This window comes from Providencia sp. TYF-12 (assembly GCF_041344805.1).
Taxonomy (GTDB): Bacteria; Pseudomonadota; Gammaproteobacteria; order Enterobacterales; family Enterobacteriaceae; genus Providencia; species Providencia huashanensis.
Map to the genome: position 1 here is coordinate 4,084,024 of NZ_CP166833.1, position 24,258 is coordinate 4,108,281.

At 38.8% G+C, this 24,258-nt stretch carries 21 protein-coding genes; 10 read left to right on the forward strand and 11 right to left on the reverse strand.

The window, feature by feature from the left end; all coding sequences use genetic code 11:
* Window positions 1-24: 24 nt before the first annotated feature.
* From potD to potA, 4 genes are all read right to left on the reverse strand, one after another.
* Entirely contained in the window at window positions 25-1,074 is a 1,050-nt protein-coding gene (potD, locus tag ABE954_RS19155) for a spermidine/putrescine ABC transporter substrate-binding protein PotD (protein ID WP_042845476.1), read from the reverse strand.
* A 167-nt stretch (window positions 1,075-1,241) separates the two neighbouring features.
* Window positions 1,242-2,027 (reverse strand): spermidine/putrescine ABC transporter permease PotC, encoded by a 786-nt coding sequence (gene potC / locus ABE954_RS19160; protein ID WP_042845477.1) that lies wholly within the window; start codon window positions 2,025-2,027, stop codon window positions 1,242-1,244.
* On the reverse strand, window positions 2,024-2,887 hold the full coding sequence (gene potB, locus ABE954_RS19165) for a spermidine/putrescine ABC transporter permease PotB (RefSeq protein WP_042845478.1): 864 nt from the start codon (window positions 2,885-2,887) through the stop codon (window positions 2,024-2,026). Before potB ends, potC begins: the two co-directional genes overlap by 4 nt.
* Window positions 2,874-3,983, reverse strand: a complete 1,110-nt coding sequence (gene potA / locus ABE954_RS19170; RefSeq protein WP_166686596.1) for a spermidine/putrescine ABC transporter ATP-binding protein PotA — start codon at window positions 3,981-3,983, stop codon at window positions 2,874-2,876. Before potA ends, potB begins: the two co-directional genes overlap by 14 nt.
* An 879-nt stretch (window positions 3,984-4,862) precedes the next feature.
* On the opposite strand from potA, the gene ABE954_RS19175 reads away from it, so the two are divergent.
* Complete coding sequence (locus ABE954_RS19175; protein ID WP_042845480.1) at window positions 4,863-6,509, forward strand: fumarate hydratase; 1,647 nt, start codon at window positions 4,863-4,865, stop codon at window positions 6,507-6,509.
* A gap of 108 nt (window positions 6,510-6,617) precedes the next feature.
* On the opposite strand, the gene ABE954_RS19180 is transcribed toward ABE954_RS19175, so the two are convergent.
* The 6 genes from ABE954_RS19180 to ABE954_RS19205 all read right to left on the reverse strand — a co-directional run bounded on the left by ABE954_RS19180 (window position 6,618) and on the right by ABE954_RS19205 (window position 12,515).
* Window positions 6,618-7,583 (reverse strand): fimbrial protein, encoded by a 966-nt coding sequence (locus ABE954_RS19180; protein ID WP_166684973.1) that lies wholly within the window; start codon window positions 7,581-7,583, stop codon window positions 6,618-6,620.
* A 14-nt stretch (window positions 7,584-7,597) separates the two neighbouring features.
* On the reverse strand, window positions 7,598-8,074 hold the full coding sequence (locus ABE954_RS19185; protein ID WP_226619077.1) for a fimbrial protein: 477 nt from the start codon (window positions 8,072-8,074) through the stop codon (window positions 7,598-7,600).
* Between the two features lie 85 nt (window positions 8,075-8,159).
* On the reverse strand, window positions 8,160-8,888 hold the full coding sequence (locus ABE954_RS19190) for a molecular chaperone (RefSeq protein WP_371025658.1): 729 nt from the start codon (window positions 8,886-8,888) through the stop codon (window positions 8,160-8,162).
* An 11-nt stretch (window positions 8,889-8,899) separates the two neighbouring features.
* Window positions 8,900-11,395 (reverse strand): fimbria/pilus outer membrane usher protein, encoded by a 2,496-nt coding sequence (locus ABE954_RS19195; RefSeq protein ID WP_166696479.1) that lies wholly within the window; start codon window positions 11,393-11,395, stop codon window positions 8,900-8,902.
* Window positions 11,396-11,477: 82 nt separating this feature from the next.
* Window positions 11,478-12,035, reverse strand: coding sequence for a fimbrial protein (locus tag ABE954_RS19200; RefSeq protein WP_042845487.1), 558 nt, complete (start codon window positions 12,033-12,035; stop codon window positions 11,478-11,480).
* A gap of 237 nt (window positions 12,036-12,272) precedes the next feature.
* Entirely contained in the window at window positions 12,273-12,515 is a 243-nt protein-coding gene (locus ABE954_RS19205) for a helix-turn-helix domain-containing protein (RefSeq protein ID WP_042845488.1), read from the reverse strand.
* 1,275 nt (window positions 12,516-13,790) lie between these two features.
* Between ABE954_RS19205 and ABE954_RS19210 the strand changes: the two genes are divergently transcribed.
* From ABE954_RS19210 to ABE954_RS19250, 9 genes are all read left to right on the forward strand, one after another.
* Window positions 13,791-14,801 carry a nitrilase family protein gene (locus tag ABE954_RS19210; RefSeq protein WP_131680119.1) on the forward strand — a complete coding sequence of 337 codons (1,011 nt, stop codon included), beginning with the start codon at window positions 13,791-13,793 and terminating at the stop codon, window positions 14,799-14,801.
* An 85-nt stretch (window positions 14,802-14,886) separates the two neighbouring features.
* Entirely contained in the window at window positions 14,887-15,804 is a 918-nt protein-coding gene (locus tag ABE954_RS19215; protein WP_042845491.1) for a LysR family transcriptional regulator, read from the forward strand.
* Window positions 15,805-15,860: 56 nt separating this feature from the next.
* Entirely contained in the window at window positions 15,861-16,859 is a 999-nt protein-coding gene (locus ABE954_RS19220; protein ID WP_042845492.1) for a 3-oxoacyl-[acyl-carrier-protein] synthase III C-terminal domain-containing protein, read from the forward strand.
* Window positions 16,856-17,863, forward strand: coding sequence for an NAD(P)-dependent oxidoreductase (locus ABE954_RS19225; protein ID WP_129466669.1), 1,008 nt, complete (start codon window positions 16,856-16,858; stop codon window positions 17,861-17,863). The genes ABE954_RS19220 and ABE954_RS19225 overlap by 4 nt, the downstream gene beginning before the upstream one ends.
* Window positions 17,857-18,660, forward strand: coding sequence for an MBL fold metallo-hydrolase (locus ABE954_RS19230; protein ID WP_166696477.1), 804 nt, complete (start codon window positions 17,857-17,859; stop codon window positions 18,658-18,660). Before ABE954_RS19225 ends, ABE954_RS19230 begins: the two co-directional genes overlap by 7 nt.
* A gap of 8 nt (window positions 18,661-18,668) precedes the next feature.
* Window positions 18,669-19,934, forward strand: a complete 1,266-nt coding sequence (locus ABE954_RS19235) for a F390 synthetase-related protein (RefSeq protein ID WP_131680218.1) — start codon at window positions 18,669-18,671, stop codon at window positions 19,932-19,934.
* Window positions 19,931-20,542, forward strand: coding sequence for a phosphatase PAP2 family protein (locus ABE954_RS19240; RefSeq protein WP_048606004.1), 612 nt, complete (start codon window positions 19,931-19,933; stop codon window positions 20,540-20,542). The genes ABE954_RS19235 and ABE954_RS19240 overlap by 4 nt, the downstream gene beginning before the upstream one ends.
* Complete coding sequence (locus tag ABE954_RS19245) at window positions 20,539-21,660, forward strand: sterol desaturase family protein (RefSeq protein WP_166684975.1); 1,122 nt, start codon at window positions 20,539-20,541, stop codon at window positions 21,658-21,660. Before ABE954_RS19240 ends, ABE954_RS19245 begins: the two co-directional genes overlap by 4 nt.
* Window positions 21,653-22,756, forward strand: a complete 1,104-nt coding sequence (locus ABE954_RS19250) for an acyl-CoA desaturase (RefSeq protein WP_048606001.1) — start codon at window positions 21,653-21,655, stop codon at window positions 22,754-22,756. Before ABE954_RS19245 ends, ABE954_RS19250 begins: the two co-directional genes overlap by 8 nt.
* Window positions 22,757-22,794: 38 nt before the next feature.
* Here ABE954_RS19250 and ABE954_RS19255 read toward each other — a convergent pair whose 3' ends face one another.
* A complete protein-coding gene (locus ABE954_RS19255) occupies window positions 22,795-24,114 on the reverse strand; it encodes a polysaccharide deacetylase family protein (RefSeq protein WP_042845498.1) in 1,320 nt (439 codons plus the stop codon).
* Window positions 24,115-24,258 lie beyond the last annotated feature (144 nt).

Sequence of the window (24,258 nt, forward strand, 5' to 3'; positions counted from 1 at the left end):
AAAATAAACCTAATAATCAGATTATTAACGGCCTGCTTTTAGCTTTTGGAAATACTCTTCATACAGAATATTGGTATTCCCGACATCGCTTTGCCACTCGCCTTTTTTCAGCACCTCTTCACTTGGGTAAAGGGATGGGTCGTTAGCAATTTCCGCAGGTAACATTTTCTTAGCTTCTAAATTTGGTGTTGGGTAACCAATAGATTCAGCAACTTGTGCCGCAATTTCAGGGCGCAGTAAGAAATTAATTAGCTTATGGGCACCTTCAACGTTTTTTGCATTGGCTGGGATGGCTAAGCTATCCATCCAGAAAATCCCACCCTCTTTTGGCCATACGACCTCAATAGGTAGACCTGCTTGCCTTGCCACAAATGCAGAGCCATTCCATAACATACCTACATCCACTTCACCTTCGATAAATGGTGTCGCTGGGTTGTCAGAGTTAAAGGCTAAAATATTCGGACGAAGTTTTTGTAGCTCTTTATAAGCTTCTTCAATTTGTTTCGGGTCGGTCGTGTTCCCTGAATAGCCCAGTTTAGTCAACGCGACTTGGAATACTTCACGCGCATCATCCATCATTAGTAGGCTATTTTTATACTCAGGTTTCCAAAAGTCAGCCCACGAAGTCACCGAGCCTGGATCAACCGCTTCACCGTTAATCCCGATCCCCGTAGCGCCCCAAATATAAGGCACGGAATAATCGTTATTTGGATCGAATTCTTTATGAATTAAATTTGGATCAAGGTTTTTGAAATTACTTAATTTACTTTGATCGATCTTTTGCAGCATCCCTTCTTTGCTCATTTTGGCGATAAAGTAAGTAGATGGTACAACCAAATCATAAGCACCTTCTTTATAGGTCTTTAATTTGGTATACATACTTTCGTTTGATTCATAGGTGGAGTAAATTACCTTGATACCCGTTTCTTTGGTAAATTGCTCTAATAAACCGGGGGGAACATATTCTGTCCAGTTATAGAAATACAGTACGTCTTTATTATCGTCAGCGGCGGTTGCCGTGCCAATACTTGCAGCCATTAAGCCTGCCGCCAGTAGATAGGACCATTTTTTCATGACTGAGCTTCCCTCAACAACGTGTTTTTACCCCCGCATATCTCAAGCAATAACTTGAATTATTTAGGGTATGTATCTTATGGACTCAATTGGAGCCCACCCTCTCGCCTAATGGCACTAAAAAAGATGCTGCAATACAACAAAACACAGCACCATCGTTTAACTTATTACTTGGCTTTTTTTGAGTATTTATCCCGCATCACCCACTGACTTAAACAGACAAGCAATAGGGACATTATCAGCAACACGGTTGCCAATGCATTCACTTCAGGAGAAACACCCACTTTCACCATCGAATAAATTTTTAATGGCAAAATTTCATAACTCGGCCCCGTAACAAATGACGAAACCACCACATCATCCATCGATAATGTGAAACTCAGTAACCACCCAGCAACAACAGCAGGTAATGCTAAAGGCAGTATGATTTTACGTAAGATAGTAAATTCACCCGCACCGAGGTCACGTGCCGCTTCGAGCATCTTCACATCAAAGTCTTTGAGCCTTGCGTATACGGTAACAACCACAAACGGCAGGCAGAAAGTAATGTGAGAAAACAGCAATGACCAAAAGCCCAGTGAAACACCTAGTATCATAAATAGCACTAATAAGGAAATGGCCATCACGATATCGGGGGACATCATCACCACAAACAGCATTCCCCCCACAAAAGGCTTTCCTCTAAAACGGTAGCGAAACAAAGCAACCGCCGTTAATGTACCAATAACTGTGGCAAAAGTTGCTGACAAGATAGCCATTGTCAACGAATGCCCTGCTGCTTCCAATAAGCTGTCATTATTACTGAGTAATTCATACCATTTTGTTGAAAACCCTTGCCACTGAATACCAAAACGAGATTCATTGAAAGAGTTAATAATCAAAATAATAATTGGAATATAAAGATAAGCGTAAATGATGGCCATAAAGCCACCACGCAAAGTACGTCCGATCATTCTTCATATGCCTTTTTATTCAGAAGCTTAGCCGCTCGATAATACACATACAGCAATAACCCCATCATCACAGTTAGGAAAATGCTGGTTGCTGCCCCGAATGGCCAATCACGAATATTCAAGAACTGGCTCTTAATCACATTACCAATTAACAGGTTTTTTGCTCCGCCCATTAAATCTGCAACATAAAATAACCCCATTGCAGGCAGCAGAACTAATAGACAGCCCGCAATAATCCCAGGCATCGTTAATGGAATGATAATTTTTACAAACCGCTGGAATTTATTCGCACCAAGATCCCTTGCCGCTTCTAAATATGATTTATCCAGTTTTTCGATACTTGAATAAAGCGGCATTACCATAAACGGCAGTAATATATAGATAAGCCCCAATATTACCGCTTCTGGCGTGTACATAATTCTCAAAGGTTTATCAACAATGCCAACCCAAAGTAAAAAGTCATTCAAGTACCCTTTGGTACTAAGAAAAACTTTCAAACCATAGATACGGATTAGTGAGTTAGTCCAAAAAGGTACAATCAACAAAAATAGCATCAGGGGTTGGATACGCTTTGGTAACTTAGCCAATATAAAAGCAAACGGGTACCCAATGACTAAGCAGAAGAAGGTCGCAATCAGCGCCATATTAAGCGAATGAAGCATCACTTCTGCATACATTGGGTCAGATAAGCGAATGTAGTTATCCCATGTGAAAACGAGGTCAACTAAATTAGTATCACTACGTGTCAAAAAACTGGTGCCAATAATCATGACATTTGGCAAAAAGACAAATAGGACTAACCAAGCAACGACACCGGTGATGATGACATTCTGCAAAATTTTATGTTTACGAATGATCATCCAGAACTACCTCCCAGCTTTCGACCCAAGTCACAGCAACTTTTTGGTTAAGGGAGTGGTCAACATCAGGGTCATCTTCATTGAAGAATTCGCTTACCATGATAATTTTGCCATCTTCCATCTCAACCACTGAGTCTAACGTCATGCCTTTGTAGTTACGCTCACGCACGTAGCCAATCAGCCCTGGGTAATTATCGGCATCATTCACTTCTTCAACTCGTAGGTCTTCTGGGCGTAATAACACATTAACATGCTGCCCTTTCTCGACAGAAAGTTCGGTGAAAATATCACATTCATGGCCTTCGACGTTGGCACGAATGCGTTTGTCATCAAGGCGATACAAGACTTTTGCATCGAAAATGTTAATTTCGCCAATAAATTGAGCAACAAATAAGTTTTTGGGCTCCTCATAAATTTCACGAGGCGTACCATCTTGCTCAATCTTCCCTTCACGCATAACGATGATCCGATCAGACATCGCTAAAGCTTCTTCTTGATCATGGGTAACAAAAATAAACGTGATCCCCAATTTCCGCTGAAGGGCTTTTAGCTCATTTTGCATTTGTTTGCGTAGTTTATAATCTAGCGCGGACAATGATTCATCCAGCAGCAAGACTTTCGGCCGATTAACAACGGCACGAGCAATTGCCACGCGCTGTTGTTGACCACCAGACAGTTGGTTGGGTCTACGCTCAGCAAAATCTTCCAATTGAACCATACGCAAGGCTTGGTCAACGCGCTTTTGAATTTCAGCCGCAGGTGTTTTCTGCATGCGTAAACCAAAGGCTACGTTTTCAAACACGGTCATATGAGGAAATAAAGCATAGCTTTGGAATACGGTATTCACAAAGCGCTGCTCTGCGGGAATATCCGTAATATCTTGACCATCAAGAATAATTTTCCCATCATCGACGTCTTCTAGCCCAGCAATAAGACGTAAAACCGTCGTTTTGCCACAACCTGAAGGCCCAAGAATGGTTAAAAACTCACCATTTTGAATAGTTAAGTCAAGTTCAGAAATAATTTGTTTGCCATCAAAACCTTTATTCAAAGATTTTAATTCGACGAGTGGTGTCAGAGAGGTTGTCTCAGTCATTTATTATACACTCTATCCCTAGGAATAATGCAGATAGAACCGCCACCGTTAAAGACTGTATAAGCTTGTCGGAGATATACTCTTCATCCTTCCCCAGCAAAGCCCAAAACCAGTAGCGCCATTTTATAGTTCATAAGCCCTGCATGATAAACACAGTTTTTGTAAATTGAAAGCCATTTTCGCCATTTCGTTTGCCTTTCATTATGAATTATCAATAAATAAATCAGATTTCTGATAAAAATAAGCAACATAGAGGTATATGCTATCAATTTATCGATATCTATAGATTTTCTTAGTATATTCACACACTAAACTTAAGTTAAATTCAATGCTTTTCATATGCTTAAAATATCTAATAGGAAATAGAACTTAATTATGTAAATAATCATTTTCATTTATTTAAAACCCTTGGATTATAAATACCGTATGATTTTAAATCACATATTGCTGCAAAAAATAAAATGAAAATAAGCATTGGATTAACTGAATCGTTTTAATTGAAAAAATGTAGCCATAGCTATTTATCATGATTAAGCACTTAAATAGTCAATAATCGATAACATCTATAACAAATGGTTAAAACCTTAGTTATTAATAATATTATGTGATTTGAATCTAATTTTTATTAATCAATGACTTTTATCCCTATAAATTTAATCCTCGTCATATAATCTCATGCATCCCTTTGAATATACGGGCCAAATTGATATAATATCAGCTTAAATTGTAACCTTTAGTAACTTGTTTTGTAAGCTTAGTTTTATTATTACACCTATAAATTTTACTTTGTGTCTTTCAAATTGAATTAATTAAGAATAAACATAAGCCTACGGGTGATTTTTTGGATATTCCACTGAAATTAATATGTGAGTGATCAAAATGGCTAATAAAGAGTTTTTTTATCAAGAACCATATCCTTTATCTGAGGATAAAACTGAATATACCCAAGTTTCTGATAAATATGTTTCTGTCGAGCAATTCGCGGGTAAACAAATTTTAAAAATAGAGCCTGAAGCACTAACACTTCTTGCTGAACGCGCAATTTATGAATCACAATTTTTTCTAAGGGCTGCTCATCAAAAGCAAGTTGCAGCTATATTGCATGACCCAGAAGCCAGTGAAAATGATAAATACGTAGCACTACAATTGCTGCGTAACGCTGATATATCTGCAAAAGGCATTTTACCAAACTGCCAAGATACCGGAACAGTTGCTGTTGTTGGTAAAAAAGGCCAGCAAGTTTGGACGGGCTGCGATGACGAAGAATACCTCTCTCGAGGGATTTATAACGTATTCCAACATGAAAACCTACGTTTTTCTCAAAATGCTCCACTTGATATGTTCAATGAAGTCAACACAGGCACGAACCTACCTGCACAATTTGATATTTTTGCGACTACAGGTGATGAATACCACTTCCTGTTCGTCAACAAAGGCGGCGGCTCTGCTAATAAGTCAGCCCTTTACCAAGAAACCAAAGCAACGCTAACTCCTGCTAAATTAAAAGACTTCTTAATTGATAAAATGCGTAATTTGGGGACAACCGCTTGCCCTCCATATCATATCGCATTCGTTATTGGCGGTACTTCTGCTGAAACTACGCTGAAAACAGCCAAATTGGCTTCTGCTAAATACTACGATAACTTACCGACAACAGGTAATGAGTACGGCCGTGCTTTCCGTGATATTGAGTTAGAAAATGAGTTATTAGAAGCCTCACGTCACCTTGGCTTTGGTGCACAATTTGGCGGTAAATATTTTGCTCATGATGTCCGTGTTATTCGCTTACCACGCCACGGAGCCTCTTGCCCAATCGGGTTAGCCATTTCATGCTCTGCTGACCGTAATATCAAGGCTAAGATCACTAAAGACGGTTTGTGGCTTGAAAAAATGGAACATAATCCAGCCCAATATATCCCTGAATCGATGCGTAACCAAACAGAAGGGAAAGTGGTTCATATCGACCTTAACCGTCCAATGAAAGATATTTTGGCCGAGCTAAGTAAACACCCTGTATCGACTCGAGTTTCCCTCAGTGGTCCACTCATTATTGCTCGTGATATTGCTCACACCAAGCTTAAAGAGCGTTTAGATAACGGCGAAGAGTTACCGCAATACTTTAAAGACCATATGGTGTACTACGCAGGGCCAGCGAAAAAACCAGAAGACATGGTCTCCGGTTCTTTAGGCCCAACAACAGGCAACCGCATGGACCCTTATGTAGATTTGTTTCAGTCCCATGGTGGTAGCATGTTGATGCTTGCAAAAGGTAATCGGACTCAATTAGTGACTGATGCGTGTAAAAAACATGGCGGTTTCTATTTAGGCAGTATCGGGGGCTCAGCTGCGATCCTCGCTCAAGAATATGTGAAAAGTTTAAATTGCCTTGAGTATCCAGAATTAGGAATGGAAGCGATTTGGAAAATGGAAGTTGAAGGGTTGCCAGCCTTTATTCTTGTGGATGACAAAGGAAATAATTTCTTTGAGCAAGTTCAAGATAAAAGCTGCCGTAAATGTGTTAAATAAGACTCTCTATACTAAGTAATGAATTACATTCACTTTCGTTAGTTTGTCTCTTTGTGCACCATAGAAAAAGAGCAGGTTCAAAGCCTGCTCTTTTCACATATATGCAAATTAATAGTAGTTAATACGAACGATAGTTGAGGCGTTAAATGCCCCTGTTTTCACTGAGCTAACTTTTTTAATCGACGCACTGTAGTCACGAGTTACAGATGTACTTCCTTGAGGCAAGCTCCCAAAAAATTGAAAGTAGTTAAATTTTATACGGTTACTTTTATCATCCATAATCGTTAGATTGGTTCCGTTTTTTAAATCAATCGCATATTCACCATTTAACGGATCGGTGGTTTCAAAATTAATATTCATGGAAAAATTATCGAGGCAGCCTCTTTTCACAGCTTGAACTTGAAAACTTTTTTTAAACTCTTTACCTTGGTTCAGCTCAGTGATCATCATCTGGCCAAAATCAATCTGCTGTGATTCAGGGTACACTTTTATATCCGCACCGCATTTTAAAAAACGAATCCCCCTTAGCCCCGATATTGCATATCGTAGGTTTTTCGCTCCCGGTGTCATGTTTATTCCTCCACTACCATCAAACTGGAAAACCGTAAACTGGTTATCTCCCTCATAATTACCTGATGGCGGAACTATACCCGTTACTTTAATATATAACGTGAAAGTGACTGTCACGGTAACGTTTTGCTTGCCGCTAATCGGAGGTGTGCCTAAATTCACTCTTTGTTTATCGCGCTCAAGTAATTCGCCTTGATAATTCGCTCCAAGTAATAAACCGGTGCCCAATTTTTGGGACGTCGGATTAAAATACATATGGACAACGTCAACCATATTTCCCAAAACATTATCGCAATATACCGTTACGGTCATTGGGTCTGATTGCCAAATAATGGTACCTGCCGGTGTATCAGAAGGAATAGCTAATTGCCCAACAGGTACTGGAGGCTTAATCACAACCCCTGTTCCTGCTTCTACACAATCTAAAGCAAATGTCTTTGGGCTTATAAAGATAAATAAAAATAAAAAGTAGAAACCATATTTTGTAATAAACTTGTGTATCATGATTTATACACCTTTTATAGGTAGGTAATATTCAAGGTAATCTGTGTTTTTATATTACCCACTGTTAATTCACTTCTTGAAAGATAACTCTCGAGCATGGAATAGATAGTAATTTGCTGGTTATCATCAAAATAAATCGGATAACTGCGATATTCACCATTTGGCACAATATTTCCATCTTTATCCATTAACCGAATACCATAACCATTTAAAATTGTTTTACCGCCAAATAAATTACGGTCTGTGCTGCTGGTTGGTTCTGAAATAAACATAAGCCGAACAACAGGGTCTCTATCATCACGGTCGCGTTTGGGAAAAATACAATCATCAAATTTTAATTTGATCTCATGCTTAGGGCTTCGATCCCCGATCTCATTAAAATAGTTCAGAGAAATTGGGCCAAGTTCAATATTTTGATCAATAGAGGAAAATGAGATTTTGCAAGGTAATGAAATAACATTCCCTGTAAAATTAAGGTCTCCTCTCATCATGCTACTGTCTGCGTAAGAATGATTTCCAACCAAAGACAACATGAAAAAACATATTGAAAAGTAACAATTTCTCATTTCTAAAATCCTATTGACTCTCTTTTGACAATTGGCATGTCGAAGCAGCACATCGATAAGTCAACATCTTCATACCGCCGTAATCATCCATGTACCCGGTGTACAATTGAGTAAACCCTTCGCTCGGCACGACAACACGTTCTTTCGAAAGAGGTGCCACCATAACACTTTCAAAACCGGGGAAATTTTTTCTATTGTTGTTACTTAAATAACCTAATGTCACATAATATTTTGTTGGGTTTTCAATGAGTAATTGATTACCTGTATGAGTATATTTCAATTCTTTTGCCCAAACCTTATCGCTATTATTTTCAATCTGAGGTGGGCGATAAAACATTTTCAAACGGCTTTGAATCGCAATTTGCACGACATTTTCTTTATCAGCGACAGGCGGAATTTCACGTACATTTAAATAAAATAGCGATTCTCTATCTTGGGGAAGTAAATCAACGCCTTCTGTTTTGATGATTTTAATTTGGTTTTTCGCATTTGGTTCAACCCGTTGCATAGGAGGGAGTACCGTAAAAGGTTCTGAAACCTTATTCCCTTTTTCATCTTCCATCCAAGACTGAGCTAAATATGGCATTGTTTTACTTTGATTATTAATAACCAAACTAATCGACTTATCTTTGCCCGGAAAAATAATTCGGGTACGGTCAATATTGATTGCTGCGGACGCAATTTGCATACCGACAAAAACGAGTGAAAGCCCTAAAGCTACTACATACTTTTTACTCATACATTATTCCTTTATTGGCAAGGGATCAGGACTTTCCCCTGATTTTTTTCGGCAATATTAGGTAAATTTAAACGACACTGATTCGCGCCACTGGCCCATTTAACAATGTAGTTTTCTTCTGGATCAACACCGGTCAAATAAGTCACCCCACTATCTGCGATGATGCCGACTTCCCTACCGGTATTCACTTCAATAACACTCGTCCCTAATGGTGGATAATTCCCATTACTCAAGCGAATAACCGCTAAAATACGTTTCCCTTGATTTGCCTTTATTTTTTGGTAACCAATCGAACCTTCAGTTAATGTTTTACCAATGATATTGTCATTAACATCAACATCATCTGGTAATGTATTCATATCGATATATACATCTGAATTGGAGAAACTGTTCAAACTTGTCGCCACTCCAATCCCGAAACGGTTCGTCACTGACTCGCCATTATCAATAGAAATACCAGCAACATTGTCACTATCAATCATAACTCGCGGCTCATTATTGGTTCCATTGCGGTGCATTGCTGCGCCGTATTTTGTGGCTGTCATCGAACCATACCAACTACCGCCAAATGCACGATAAGAATTAATATTTTCCGTCGCATTGACGTTTAATACGCCGTAAGGAGATGAATGCTGATAGCTACCGCTAATATTTGGCTCTGCGCGTCCAAGTTCATGTTGAGAACCGCCAACACGCATACTCCAATAGTTGTTATTCACATTCTCGCTATAGTACGCAACAGACTGCCCAAAACTGTGGTCATTATCAGCATATTGCGCGTCATAACTGATGGAGCTACCGCCTTCTAATGGGATAGAAAATGATAAATAAATTTGGTTATCATCTGTCGTTTCATATTTAATTTTATTAAGTGACAATGTCCCAGAAATATTTTTAATCTGCCCAACACTAAACAATTTACTGAAACTCATCCCAAAGTTAGTTGTAGATTCACTATTCCAAAATTGATGATGTGACGCATTAAAATAAATAGTTAAATCTAATGGGCTGATATATTGATTAAAAGATGCCGTATACACGTTTTTATCGCGTCTAAAGTCCAGCGCTCCATTAGCTGCATCAATATATTGCGGCATGGTTAAAAATTCTTTTTCAGAGAACTTATAGCCAGCGAATGTCACCTGGGAATTCGTAGACTCAAAGCGCTTAGAATAATTTAAACGATAGCTATTACCTGAATAAGAACCAAAATTATCTAAGTTTGCGTGTGTGCGAGTAATATCCAGTGAGATCGCACCAAACATATTCATATTTTGCCCAATACCAAGGTTTACAGCTTGGTAATTAGTATTATCAATAGTCGCTATTAAGCCCCCAAAAAGAGAGGTATTTCCAAATAACCCATAGGATATCTCACCCGCAATAAACCGCGGGTCGACTTTCTGCGAGCGACCAAATGGATCGGACTGACCGACCGTAAATTTATACAGAAATTGCCCTTGGCGAGTTAAAAACGGCAATGATGCCGCAGTCACTTGATACGTCGTTTTTGACCCATCCTCTTCCTCGATAGTCACATCTAAGGTGCCTTGTACAGCTTCTGTAATATCTTGGATATTAAATGGCCCTGGAGCTACCCTTGCTTGCTTAATCACTCGCCCATTTTGTGAAACAATCACCATTGCATTTGTTTTTGCAATCCCTGTTACCTGTGGCGCATACCCACGCAAAGAAGGCGGTAACATGCGATTATCACTGAAAACAGAAGCACCAATAAAACGGAAACTATCAAATAGGTTTGTTTTTAAATAAGACTCCCCTAACAATACTTTCGCACCCATTTCTGGTAATGCACGAAAAGCATAAAGTTGGGTCCAATCGAAACGTTCGTTTGTTTTCCCTTGAGAACGATTATATTGATATTGATAGTCTGCACGAAAACGCCAAGCACCTAAATTGATACCAGTGGTACCATTACTACTGGCACTAAATGTTTCACTATTATTTTTAGGAGAGGAATAATTCGCAAATAGGTTATAGTCAAGAAAAGCCCCTGTAATGCCATTCTCCCATTGAGATGGTGGAACCCAATAAGGGTCGTCATACTCTAACCAAGCTTGAGGAATAGAAAATAAGATATTTTGATTCGCCTTGTCGAAGCGATATGTAATATCTAAATTTTTAGATAGTTCAACACACTGGCCATTATTATTTTGCAGAAGTTCTTCCTTAACCTTCTTTTTTAGTGCAAAAATATCTACCATTTCTGGTGTAATGCAGAGTGTTGAATTATCTTTACTCGTTTCAATAAACTTAATTAAGTGTTGACCAGATAACTTTCGGCCATTCAACGTAATATCTGTCAGATATTCACCGGCTGGAATAAAATCAGGGTTTGAGAACTGACTCAAGTCAATATTATCTCTGTCCTTTGCATCAATAATATTCATATTAAATTCCACAGCATTGGATATTTCTGAAATAGAAAATGCCAATACAATAGAAAATAATATTTTATTCATTTTAAAATGAGGCAATAAAGACATGGAGTTCCCTGCCAAAAAAATAAAAAGCAAATAACAAAGGAAAAATAACAGGCAAATACATGCCTGTTATTAAAAATATAAATTACAGGTAGTTTAAAGCGTAAGTTGCTTGAGAAATGATACTACCTGTTTCAACTTTGTCACCATTTGCTTCAACACGAGCACTGAATGCCAGTTTGTTTGGACCATCAGCTAATGGCATCTCAACACTTGTATCACCTACTTTCATTGTCGCACCATCAGCGTTGATTAAACGAACACCAACACCTTTAGAAGTACCTGTATTTGCTAATAATTCTTTAGCCGTAGTGTCTGGAGTACCTGTGAAAGTGACTTTAACTTTGCTAACCGCAGGGAAAACAACTTGGTCGTTAGAATCTTTAACTTCACCTAAGTCACAGTTTTCTAAAGCAATATTGTACTGAACGCTTTGGCTAAATTTATTACCGGTTTCTAATACTTTATTTGCAACTTGGCCGAGGTCTACATTGATTGTGCCATCACCAGGAAGTGAGCAAGGTGCATTGATAACTTTACCCGTAAAGTTAATAATCCCGCTACCTTGGTCTACTGGTGCTGCATTTGCAATGCCAAATGAAGATGCGATAATTGTAGCTAATGCAATTTTGGTTAATTTCATTTATATTTTCCTATAAAAAGACGACAGATGTACCAATCACCTAATAATCAAGATAATTATTAAGTTGATATTTTTTTGCTAAGAGTGTAATAAAAAAGCAGGCATTTACTATATACAATAAATATAGTAATACACCGTTATTAAAAATAATTATTTTTATGAAATGTGAATTTATCTTAATACATCCATACTAATGGATGATTATTTTAGTATTTATAATTAGACTAATTTTAATATTTATATATGATTATTTTCTTTATTTATAAATACATCATCAATGAAAAAACAAATCATCTCCGTCTCCAGCGCATTAGCGAGAACATGTAAATTTTCGATATTAATGTTACACTCCCCCCTTTCATAGCGTGAAATTTGTTGCTGGCTAACACCAACAAGATTTGCCAATTCAAAACCAGAAAGCCCCAAGTGCTTTCTTCTTTTTCTAATCTCTTTTCCTACTATTCTATTAACGTTTGTCATCAACGATAGCCCAAGATAACCTAAAATATTAAACGGCTAAACTATATAACAGATCAAAAACCTTTAGTATAATAAAATTTGTACTTACAAATGCAAATTAAAATAGAACAAATTAATTAAAACTCGTAATTTGAGTTAATTATAAATTTCAATATATAAAAGTAAAACTGTTTCTAACGATCAATTTAATCAATTCAAGTCAGTGAAACCTATCAATATTTGTTCATTTAAATTTAGCTTTATCACTAAAAAGAAAATCACCTAAATAATACAACTTCACCTTATTATTCATATGATATTTATAATCCTAACACGTTGATTTAAGTAAAATTAGACTATATTACAACCCATGATGGTAATATATAAAAATGAGACTCAAGTAACCTTACTTGATAGTTTCAGATGATTTTTAGGTATTTAATAATATAGCCATTGATTAATAAGTATTTTTATATAAAAAAATTATAAATTAATTTATTTTTTACATTGTTTTAGTTTATTTTAAAAAAACCATTGTCAGTGGTATTTTTATTTTTATCATTTTTTATAATGGAATTGATAGTCAATTTTCCATACTCCCATTAAGAGTGCGAAAGATAAAAAATCAGAGAATAGGTTAAAACATCTATTTTTGACTCATAAAAACCGTGTAATTCTCATTTAGCGAGTAATACTATTATCAAATAGTTAAATACCCCATTTTTTAGATTTAATAAATTAATATTGAAAAAATAACCTTTAAATAACAATCGGTTATATTTATTTCCAAATGTAACAAAATAAGAAATATTATTGCCAAAAGAGCTATAAAAAAACAATTTAACAAAAATAAAACATAATAATTATCACCTTAGCTGGTAAAAAGTGCATAAAATCGATGTTTATTCTTGTAAGATATCTCTTAAACAGTAAAAACCATTCATAAAACACAGAATATGGCTGCTCCTCAAAGCATTTTAGGGGAAATTCAGTGAGTCAATACTTAGAATAGCTATCACTTTCATCGTTTATTTATAAAATTCATAGCTTGGCAGAAAATATATTAGTCAATGGGTTAAACTAAGATCAATAACGCTATAAAGATATCAACACCAAGAAAAGTCTTTTTTTGAATACTATGCGAAATAATATATTTAAAAATATTTATTTATCGATATATATATTTGATAACAACTAAGGACACCCTTCCGATAACAAATAGTAATTGAACAAGAAAATAACTCATTATTTTTTGTGCGAATAACCTGCTTTGATCTCCTTAACCAAGGAGATTCTATGCAAACACAATCATTACTTCGCGTTGCAACAGTGCAATTCCAACATAAACCTGGCGACAAAGCTTATAACCTAGAGCGTATTCACCATTTCATTACCCAAGCCGCAAAACAAAAAGTAAAAATACTTGTTTTGCCTGAAATGTGCATAACTGGTTACTGGCATGTTCCTAAACTAGCTGCTCCTGCCGTTTATGCGCTCAGTGAAACACTACACGATAGCCCATCATTGTCCCTAATCCGCCAGCGGGCTAAAGAATTAGATATGCTCATCGGTGTCGGGTTAATTGAAAGAGGCTTAGATGGGCAATGCTACAATACTTGGGTTGCCTGCATGCCGGATGGGCAATACCATGCTCATCGAAAATTACATGCCTTTGAACACCCCGTTATCCATAGTGGAGATAGCTATACGGTATTCGATACCCCATGGGGGGTTAAAGTGGGGATCTTAATTTGCTGGGATAATAATTTGATAGAAAACCCGCGGATCAACGCACTGCTAGGTGCTGATATTATTCTTGCTCCCCATCAAACAGGAGGAACTCATTCAAGTAGCCCATATGGAATGAAACCACTCGACCTGAACCTTTGGGAAAATAGGCAAAATAACCCACAAGCATTATTTGATGCATTTCAAGGGGAACATGGGCGTGGATGGCTGATGCGCTGGCTACCAGCTAGAGCCCATGATAACGGTGTGTTTTACCTATTCAGTAATGGCGTAGGTTTAGATGATGATGAAATTCGTACTGGAAATGCGATGATAATTGACCCTTATGGGCGGATTATCAACGAAAGCTTAGCCATTGACGATGATATGGTCATTGCGGATCTTGACCTCAACTTACTGCCAACATCAAGTGGTCGACGTTGGCTAACGGGAAGACGGCCAGAACTTTACCGAATGATCAATGAAACAATAGGCAATGAAACGGATATTCGTCGTGTTCGTTTTGCTTGCCAGACACCACCTTCAGTGCCTAACCCAAGTAAAAGCACTAAACCATAAGACCGGAAACTCTATAGTATCTTATTAATAAGGTGGATATTATAGAGTTAATACATTTCAACTAAGAGGTGTGCAGCAAACCATAATGGATACTCGGCTTCTTCGTGCATTTATTACCCTCGCTGATACGGCAAACTATCGTGAAGCCGCGTCACGCCTCTGTATTAGCCAACCGGCTTTAACAAAGCAAATAAAATTATTAGAAAACCAATTAGGTATAATATTATTTCAGCGTGGTCGCCACGGTGCTGTACTCACCGAATCGGGCCAAGCATTATTACCTTATGCAAAACAAGCTATTAGCCAAATAATGGAGTTGCTTAACCAAGCTATCGCTCTTGGAGAAAAACCACCATTGTCCTTAAATGTCGGCTTTGGGATTTCAACTTTTCAGGAAGCTTCTTTTTTTGTTGCACGGCTTCGTGAAAAATTACCTAATATTGCGATTCAACTAGATGATATGCCCTCCCATGAAATGGAAAAACAGCTTCAAGAACATCAACTGCATATTGCCTTTACTCGCCACCTTGATACAGCCGCTACAAAAACACTTACAAGCCAGAAATTAAAACAGGAAGTACTCGCTCTTGCTATAGCCCAAGGTCATCAGAAGAAAAGCACAATAAATGACTACTTAGCGCAATATCCATTACTTACATTGCGGGCTCAACGCGGTTTAGGTCTATATCAGCAAATTCAGCGCTACCTGCAATCTGAGGGGGTTAAAATTACCCCATTGCAGGAAGCTAATGATATTCAGACTCTTATTGCATTGGTTGCCGCTAAAGTAGGCGTAAGCCTTGTTCCATACAGTGCGAGGCATATTAGCCGGGAAGATATCTGCTTTATTCCTATTCAACATCACAAGCAAGCCCAATGGCAAATTGACGTTGTTTGGCAATCGTCATTACCTAAAGCATGGCAAACAGTTATTTACGCGCTAATTGACGAGGTTCATAAAGAGTTTACCGATAACAATAACTCCGTAATTCCTATATATTAAATGGTAGAACTCTGATATTTATTACCCCCATCTTTGTTAGATAGGCACTACTTTATATGTCTGGTAATAGCTTAATCACCCCACTTAAAATCATAGCTTCTGGTGTAGCACTGCCTAAGAATAAAATTTTTTCTTCAATGCTTGATGAAAAACTCAATAAATCGATAGGGTTTGTTGAAAAACATTCAGGCATTGAATACCGCTATCATGCCAGTAATACTGATTCGCAAGCCGAGCTGGCAGCTCAGGCGATCCAAAACACACTGGACGCTAGTCATATCAATCCTCAAAGTATTGATATGCTAATAAATGCCTCTGCTATCCCTGTTCAGGCGTTACCCTGCTCCGCAGCGCATATCCTAGAGCAATCAAACTTAAGGGAAGGCATTGCATGCTTTGATGTCAATGCCAGTTGTATTAGTTTTATTACCGCATTACAAGTTGCCGCGGGCTTACTCGCAACCAGTGCTTATCAGCGAATTGCTATCGTCTCTGCAGATATTGCTTCACGGGGAATTGATTGGCAGGACAAGGAATCATCATTGATTTTTGGGGATGGTGCAGCTTGTGTGATCGTTGAAAAAGGCGATGGAACTAGCGGTATTATTTCTTATACCCATACAACTTATACTGCTGGCATTGATTTTTGTGAAATCCGAGCTGGCGGTACAAGGCGTAATCCGCGTTCAGGTATGACTGAGGATGATTTCCTTTTCCATATGCAAGGTAAAAAACTATTCCGCTTAGCCTCCTCTTTAATTGAAGACTTTATGCAACAGGTTTTTCATGAATCAGGCTTACAACTCAAGCAAATAGAGACAGTTATTCCACACCAAGCTAGTCATTTATCGTTAGAGCATATGCGCCAACGTGTCGGGGTAACAACAGACCAATTGATTGATATCTATCGATATCGTGGTAACCAAGTCGCAGCATCTATCCCCTCAGCATTACATGAGGCGATTATTAGCGGTCGGTTTTATGAAAAGCAAAGTGCAATGTTAATCGGAACAGCAGCAGGATTAGCACTATGTGCAATGGTACTTATCCCGTGAAAATATTAGTCACCGGCGCAACCAGTGGGCTAGGACGCAATGCTAGCGAATATTTACTGCAAAGGGGGATTGAAGTCATTGCTTGTGGTCGTAATCAACAAGCAGGTCAACAACTGAGCCAAATGGGTGCTAAATTTATTTCAGTAGAATTGGCCGATTTAACCCAGCAAGATGCCAAAAAACTAATGGCCGGCTGTGATGCAATATGGCACTGTGCCGCACTTTCTTCGCCTTGGGGAAAGCGCCAAGACTTTGAAAAAACAAATATACATGCGACTCAAACCTTAGCAACTGCCGCTGGTGAAGCTAACGTTTCGCGCTTTATTCATATTTCTACCCCTGCAATTTATTTCAATTTCACACACCAGCAAGATATTAGTGAATCGACGGTTAATACCCATTTTGCCAATCAATATGCAAGAACAAAATATTTAGCAGAAACCGTTATCGAACAGTGTGTGAGCCAGTTTCCAACAACACGCTACACTATTTTACGTCCAAGGGGGTTATTTGGACCTCATGACCGTGTACTTTTACCGAGGTTATTAGCACAAATAAAATCACGCCAAGGTAAATTGATATTACCTAATGGGGGAAATAACCATTTCGACCTCACTTATGTGGGAAATGTGGTTCACAGTATGCAATTAGCGACTGTTAAAAATGGACTTAAAAGTGGAGCTGCCTACAATATCACTAATCAACAGCCTCAAGCGCTAAAGCAAACGCTTCAACAATTGTTTAGTGAATTGAATTTAAAGTGTGAAATTCGTTCTGCGCCTTACCCATTACTGTATGGTCTGGCAACTCTTTTAGAAGCGATTGGCTATATAACAGGAAAAGAACCCTTACTGACGCGTTATAGCCTTGGAGCCGCCTATTTCACCATGACACTTGATAACCAAAAAGCACAACAAGAACTCGGTTATTACCCTTTATATACGATGCAACAAGGGGTCAAATTAACGGCGAAATGGTTAAAACAGCAGGAGAATTTATGTTAACCATCTACCAGTATGAAGTGGGGTATTGCACACACCCAGGTTGCGTCGCCCTTAAAGGTGCGAGCTTTAAATCCTGTAAATTTCCTGCCAGAGCATGGTTAATTAACGATGAAAACCAACGTTGGTTATTTGATACTGGTTATGCGACGCATTTTTATGATCATACTCGCCACGGAATTATGCGGTTATATCGAGCCATTACCCCAGTTTACTTCGACAGTAAACAGGCATTAGTTAATCAACTGGCTGATGATGGAATAAAACCCGCAGATATTAATGCCGTTATTTTGTCTCACTTTCATGGTGACCATATCGCAGGGCTACGTGACTTCCCTGAGATCCCCATTATTTGCTCTGGTGATGGGTGGGCAAAAACACGTCACTTAACTGGTTTTGCCGCCTTAAAAAATGCCTTTGTCAGCGGGTTATTACCCGATGATTTTGAACAACGCACTGTGTTTTATGAAGGGTTTGAGCGTGTTTCTTTGCCTCATGAATTGCAAATATTAGGCGAAGGTTACGCCGTAAATAAGCAAAAGACCTTATTAATTGTACCGCTTCCTGGTCATGCAGCAGGTCACATTGGTTTATGCGTTTTAACGAATACAGGTTGGGTGCTCCTTGCGGGGGATGCCGCGTGGTCACCAACCAACTATAAACAATTACGTGGGCCAATGGCGATTGCTAATATCATCATGGATGATAAGCAAGCGTATTATGAAACGCTGAATAAATTACATGAAATTGATAAGCAAAATATTGTCATCCAACTTTGTCACGAGGGTGAATTGCAGTGATCTTTTCCATGCTTTGGCACTATTGGCGAGCACGCCGTCTAAAATTTGAAAACCGTGAACAACTTGAAGCCTATCAGCAAAAGCGCTTAACACAATTCAAGCAAAAAACATTGGCTAATAGCCGCTATTTTTCCCCGTATATTCATCAACCACTCCATGATTTTCCCATCATGAATAAACACATCATGATGAGTCATTTTGATACGATGAATACCGCAGGGCTTTCTCGCCAAACATTACTCGATTGTGCACAAAAAAGTGAGCAATCTCGCGATTTTGCCCCTAAAGTAGGGAAATATAGTGTTGGGTTATCCTCTGGGACATCAGGTCGCCGCGGCCTTTTTGTTGTTAGTCCTGAGGAGCAAAATATCTGGTCTGGCAGTATGTTAGCCAAAATGTTACCGAGTGGGCTGTTCAACGGTGAGCGTATTGCGTTATTTCTTAGAGCCAATAATAACCTGTATGAAAGCGTCAATAACCGCTGGATATCCCTGCGTTTTTATGACCTTTTCGCGGATTTTCAACAACAATTAATCGAACTAGAAAGATATCAACCTTCTATTATTGTTGCCCCAGCTCAAGTGCTGTGCGCTATTGCCCAAGCGATTAGCCGCCAACAAATTCAATTAAAAGTACAAAAAGTCATTTCAGTGGCGGAAGTGCTTGAACAACATGATAAACAAAAATTACAGAACTGCTTCCCGAGTGTTGGTGAGGTCTACCAAGCCACTGAAGGTTTTTTAGGCTGTACTTGTTCGCATGGAACTCTACATTTAAATGAAGCCTTTATTCATATTGAACCTAACTGGATCGATGATGAACGATTCTCTCCGATTATCACTGATTTCACGCGGAAAACTCAGCCGATTGTCCGTTATCAACTCGATGATGTTTTAGTTGTGAAAAAAACACCTTGCCCCTGCGGTTCCCCTGAATTAGCGATTGAACGTATCGAAGGCCGTTGTGATGACTTACTCCAACTCCCCGACCAAAAAGGGAATACGGTGACTATCTTTGCAGACCCCTGCGCCCGAGTCATTGCCAATAGCATTCCCCTTACCGCTGACTTTCGGTTGACCCAGCAAGGCCAGTTATTAATTTTACAAGCGGAATGTACACAGCTTGAATTAAATGATTGCCAACAGCAACTCGAAAACTATTTCACTCGTCAGCAAGTCGATATCACTCAGTTACGCTGGCAATTATCATCTGAGCCAATTCAACAAGCTCTCTCTATTAAAAAACGCCGGATTATTCGAAAGGAAGAGCAATGAATACTAAAACGTTATTCATTAGGGCGTTATATTGCTTAATCGGCTGGGGAACAGTCGGCATTGTGTATAGTTATACTGGTCAAAATACAGATAATGTCCATCTACTGGCTCCAAGTGCGGTTGATAGCGCGGTGCCGTTCTCCCCTAGTGCGGTTTGGTTTTATCTATCCTTCTTTTTGTTTATCCCATTAGGCTATTTTTGCAGCCCAATAGAACGAACTCGGTCATTAATGTTTGCTATGCAATTATGTGCCTTAGTCTCTGGCGCTGTTTATTTACTGTATCCAACCACAATGCAATATTACGATTATGATTTAACCTCATTTTCGGCTCACGCTTTATCCGCTTTAATCAAGATTGATAGCCCTCAAAATTTATTACCTTCTCTACATGTCTCATTGACTCTTGTCGTACTGAATGCATTATGGTCGGTAAAATATAAATTTCGAACACTGTTGTACTTTTTATGGGCCGCAGCCATTTGTGTGTCTGTGTTGGTACTAAAACGCCACTTATTTATTGATGTTATCACTGGAGCAGTAACCGCTTGTGGAGCGCTGTTGGTTGTCCACATGGCAAAATACGGCTTAGAGAGAAAACGCTCATGAATGAATTAACCTTTCCGATTATTTTTATGTTAGCGGTCGTCATTGTTGAAGGCTTAGTGATCGCCAAAACACAAAAGGGGTCGGTAAGTTGGCAGGAATTGGTTTTTAACCTGAACTCTGGTCATATTATGTTGTGGCTATTTAGAGGGTTAGAGCTTTTTTGTTATGGCTTTGTCGTTACACACTACTCATTCAACCTTGTTGAAAACTGGCCAACAGCTTTAATTTGGATATTTGCTATTTTAGCGTGGGACTTTGGCTTTTACTGGCTGCATCGCTTACACCATACTTACCGCCTATTATGGGCAGTACATGTAGTACATCACCAAGGTGAACACTACAACCTATCATTAGGTGTACGTAATTCATGGTATTCATCTCTAACCTCAATCCCATTTTTTATGTTATTGGCTCTTATCGGGGTGCCTTTAGAAGTCTTTATTACTGTTTCCATTTTGCACTATACCATCCAATTTTTTAACCATAGCGCGTTGATCCCACGCCTTGGTTGGTTAGAAAAGTTTATGGTGACACCACAGCATCACCGAGTTCATCATGTAAAGGAAGGGCACTACTCGAACCGTAATTTTGCAGGTAGTTTTATTTTTTGGGATAAGCTATTTGGCACTTTTTCCAAGCTACCAGAAACAGAGCACCATTTTGGTATCAAGGGTGCACCAGCATCCGAGAACCCATTTATTGATAGCAATTTACCTTTTTGGAAAATTATTAATCGCCGCCGGCAGACAACCCAAAAACCATCACCGTTATTTCGCACTAACCAATTTGCTCTTGTGATAGGAACACTTCTGCTATTTATATTAGTAATTGGTTATGTCTACCTATACGGCTACGGTTATCAAGGTACAACACAGCAACAAGTCATTTTATTTGTTTTATTAGCACTGGGAACTATTGCCCTATCAGGGATATCAGATGGCCGTAAAAGTGGCTTAATAAGCTGGTTTTTTATAGCCTGCTTATTACTTATTTGTATTCTATTTATTTGGCAATGGACAAGCCCATTTTGGATAATTTCGACCAGTGCGCTGTGGTTACATAGTTTGCTGATGCTCATTGGCATTGGTCGTAAACCAGTGCAGGTGCTCAATGTCTAATGAGCCACTAAGACCATTAGGTTATCAACATCGCCATGATCAGGCTTTTCAAAAAGCATTAAACAATGCTGCTATGCAGTATTTAAAAGACCGTTCAGATCACCGTTTTGCAGATCTACGCTTCTATTTAAAAAGCCTAGTTTTAGTATTGTGCTGTTTCGGCAGTTACATCGTAGCCTTGTGCGCGAATGCGCAATGGGCTTTTTTCACTTTTTATCCGCTCTTTATCTGTTTTGCCCTGTTGTTGGCGATTAATTTGGTCCACGATGCCTCCCATAATGCGATTTTTAAACATGGGAAAGCCAACTATTGGCTTAATTTCTGGGTCACTATCCCACTTGGCCTAGACCCTGAGTGTTGGCGTGTTAGACACATTATTTTTCATCACGCCCACACGAATATTCGTCACTATGACCTAGATATTGAAGAAAATTTTGTGCTACGGCAGACCCCATACCAACGCTGGTACCCTTTTATGCGGGCGCAACATCTGTACTGGCCCTTGGTTGCAGCCATGACATTTCCGGCGTTGATCTGGTTTTTTGATTGGTTAGATAGGTTTCACTTCACGAGAGTCGCCCCACATATGCGCCATCAAGGGCAGAAAGGGCTTAGTACCTTTTTATTGGCAAAATTTCTCCATCTGTTTATCGCTATTATTATCCCTATCTTAGTTGTTAGTGATATCAGCTTAGGTACATTGCTGCTCACTTATTTGCTTAGCCAAATGTTTGCATCACTCATATTTGTTGTTTTGATACTCGGCACACACTGGGCAAAGGCAACCTTCTACACCCCACCCCAAGAAGGTAATATGCCCCACGGGTTTTATACACATACATTTTCAACCACTTATGATTGGCATACCACGCCTCGTTGGCTCACCTATTGGCTAGGTGGTTTAAACTTGCACTTAACTCATCATTTGTTTCCCAACTGGAATCACCGCCACTACCCTGCCCTTGCAAAGATCATCGAACAAACGGCAAAGCAGTTCTCAATGGAATATCACTGTATCAATGCCAAGGAACTGTTTATCTACCAGCAGCGGTTCTTAAAGGAAATGGGAACTGGCAAACAAGCCGATATGCACTGAATACCGATAGAAAGGAATTCAGTGCATTAAACGGGATATCACCTGTCGATAATAATATTTTGATTAACCACATTCTGTTCGCTATTCCCAACCATCTGAGAAAATTTGTCGAGGGGATCGGTACGAAATGCATACAAGCGTTTTAAGGCATATGGGTTATCCCCTAGCTTCACTTTCCCTTGAATTGTCGTCAAAGCTAGGTGTAAGCCCGCTTCTTTTGCGGCATCCATTGCAGATTGGTTATAGCCACCAAAGGGGTAGGCTAAATAGCGCTGCTCTGGCTCAAAATGGCTAAGTAGCCTCATTGAGCGTTTAAAATCCAACATGGCCGTGTGTTGTTTACGGCTAAAAATAATCGGTGAGTTATGGTTATCCAAACGATGTAAAAAGTGCGTATGCGATTGAATATTAAATACATCTTGGCTATCTTTTATTTCTTGTTTGCTCATAAACTGTAACGAATCTGCAGACCACTTTTCTGGATGAGTTTTGACCCTTGAAGAAATAACAAACAAAGTTGCTTGCTGATGATTTTGCCTTAAAATCGGTAACGCATAACGGTATACGGATTTCAAACCATCATCGAAAGTCAATACCACGGCTTTGCCGGGCAAGTTAGCTGATTTATTCAAATAATCTTCCACATCCTGCAAAGAAAGGGTTTGATAACCCGCTTGCTTGAGGTAATTCATTTGTTCACTGAATGCTTCCACTGAAGTGGCTGTCGATGTTTCACGAAACAGTTTATTTTCACTATCTTGTAAAATATGGTGATAAGTTAAGATTGGAATACCTTTATCCAACGCAACATCATCCAGATGAACATACCCTAGTCTGTCACCTAAGCGAATTGTCAGCCAAGCTGTCTTTGTACCTATTTTATCGGTTTTTATCATTCTAGCGACGACCGGATAACGTAAGTTTGCCCATAAAGAGGCAATTTGCCGGCCACTGCTATCAGCTGATTGATAAACAGGCGTTTTTTGCCGTGTGATTAGATAATCATAAACGGGTTTTTGTAAGTCATTTAACCTATCAATATCTGGAATATAACGAGGGGGTTTATTCGCAAGTGCTGTTGCCTTTACAAACGCATAATCATTACCAAATTGCATCGCGCTATAATCCCCTGAAGAGTTATAAGCATAGAACCCATGATTATGGTTAAGTTCAGCCACCGCACGCATTTCACCCGCGACCCTTGAAAAAATAATTTCTGTTTTTTGGGTTTGGATTAGTTTAGGGGGAATATCGGCTAACCGCCAATCCTGCGTATTATGCTCAACAACTGTGGCTAAAGATGGGGAAATAGAATTTATGAATAAGACTAAAAATAAAACAAGTAATTGTTTACACATTTTTTATCCATTACCAACAAAGTTTGCATTAATTATTCTAAACCTACTGAAGAATTAACCCTATACCCCATGAAAAATTTTTATTGAGAGGTCGCCCCCCTGTTACCTCACTTTCTTTATCAAGCAGCTAACCCCCCTTACAGC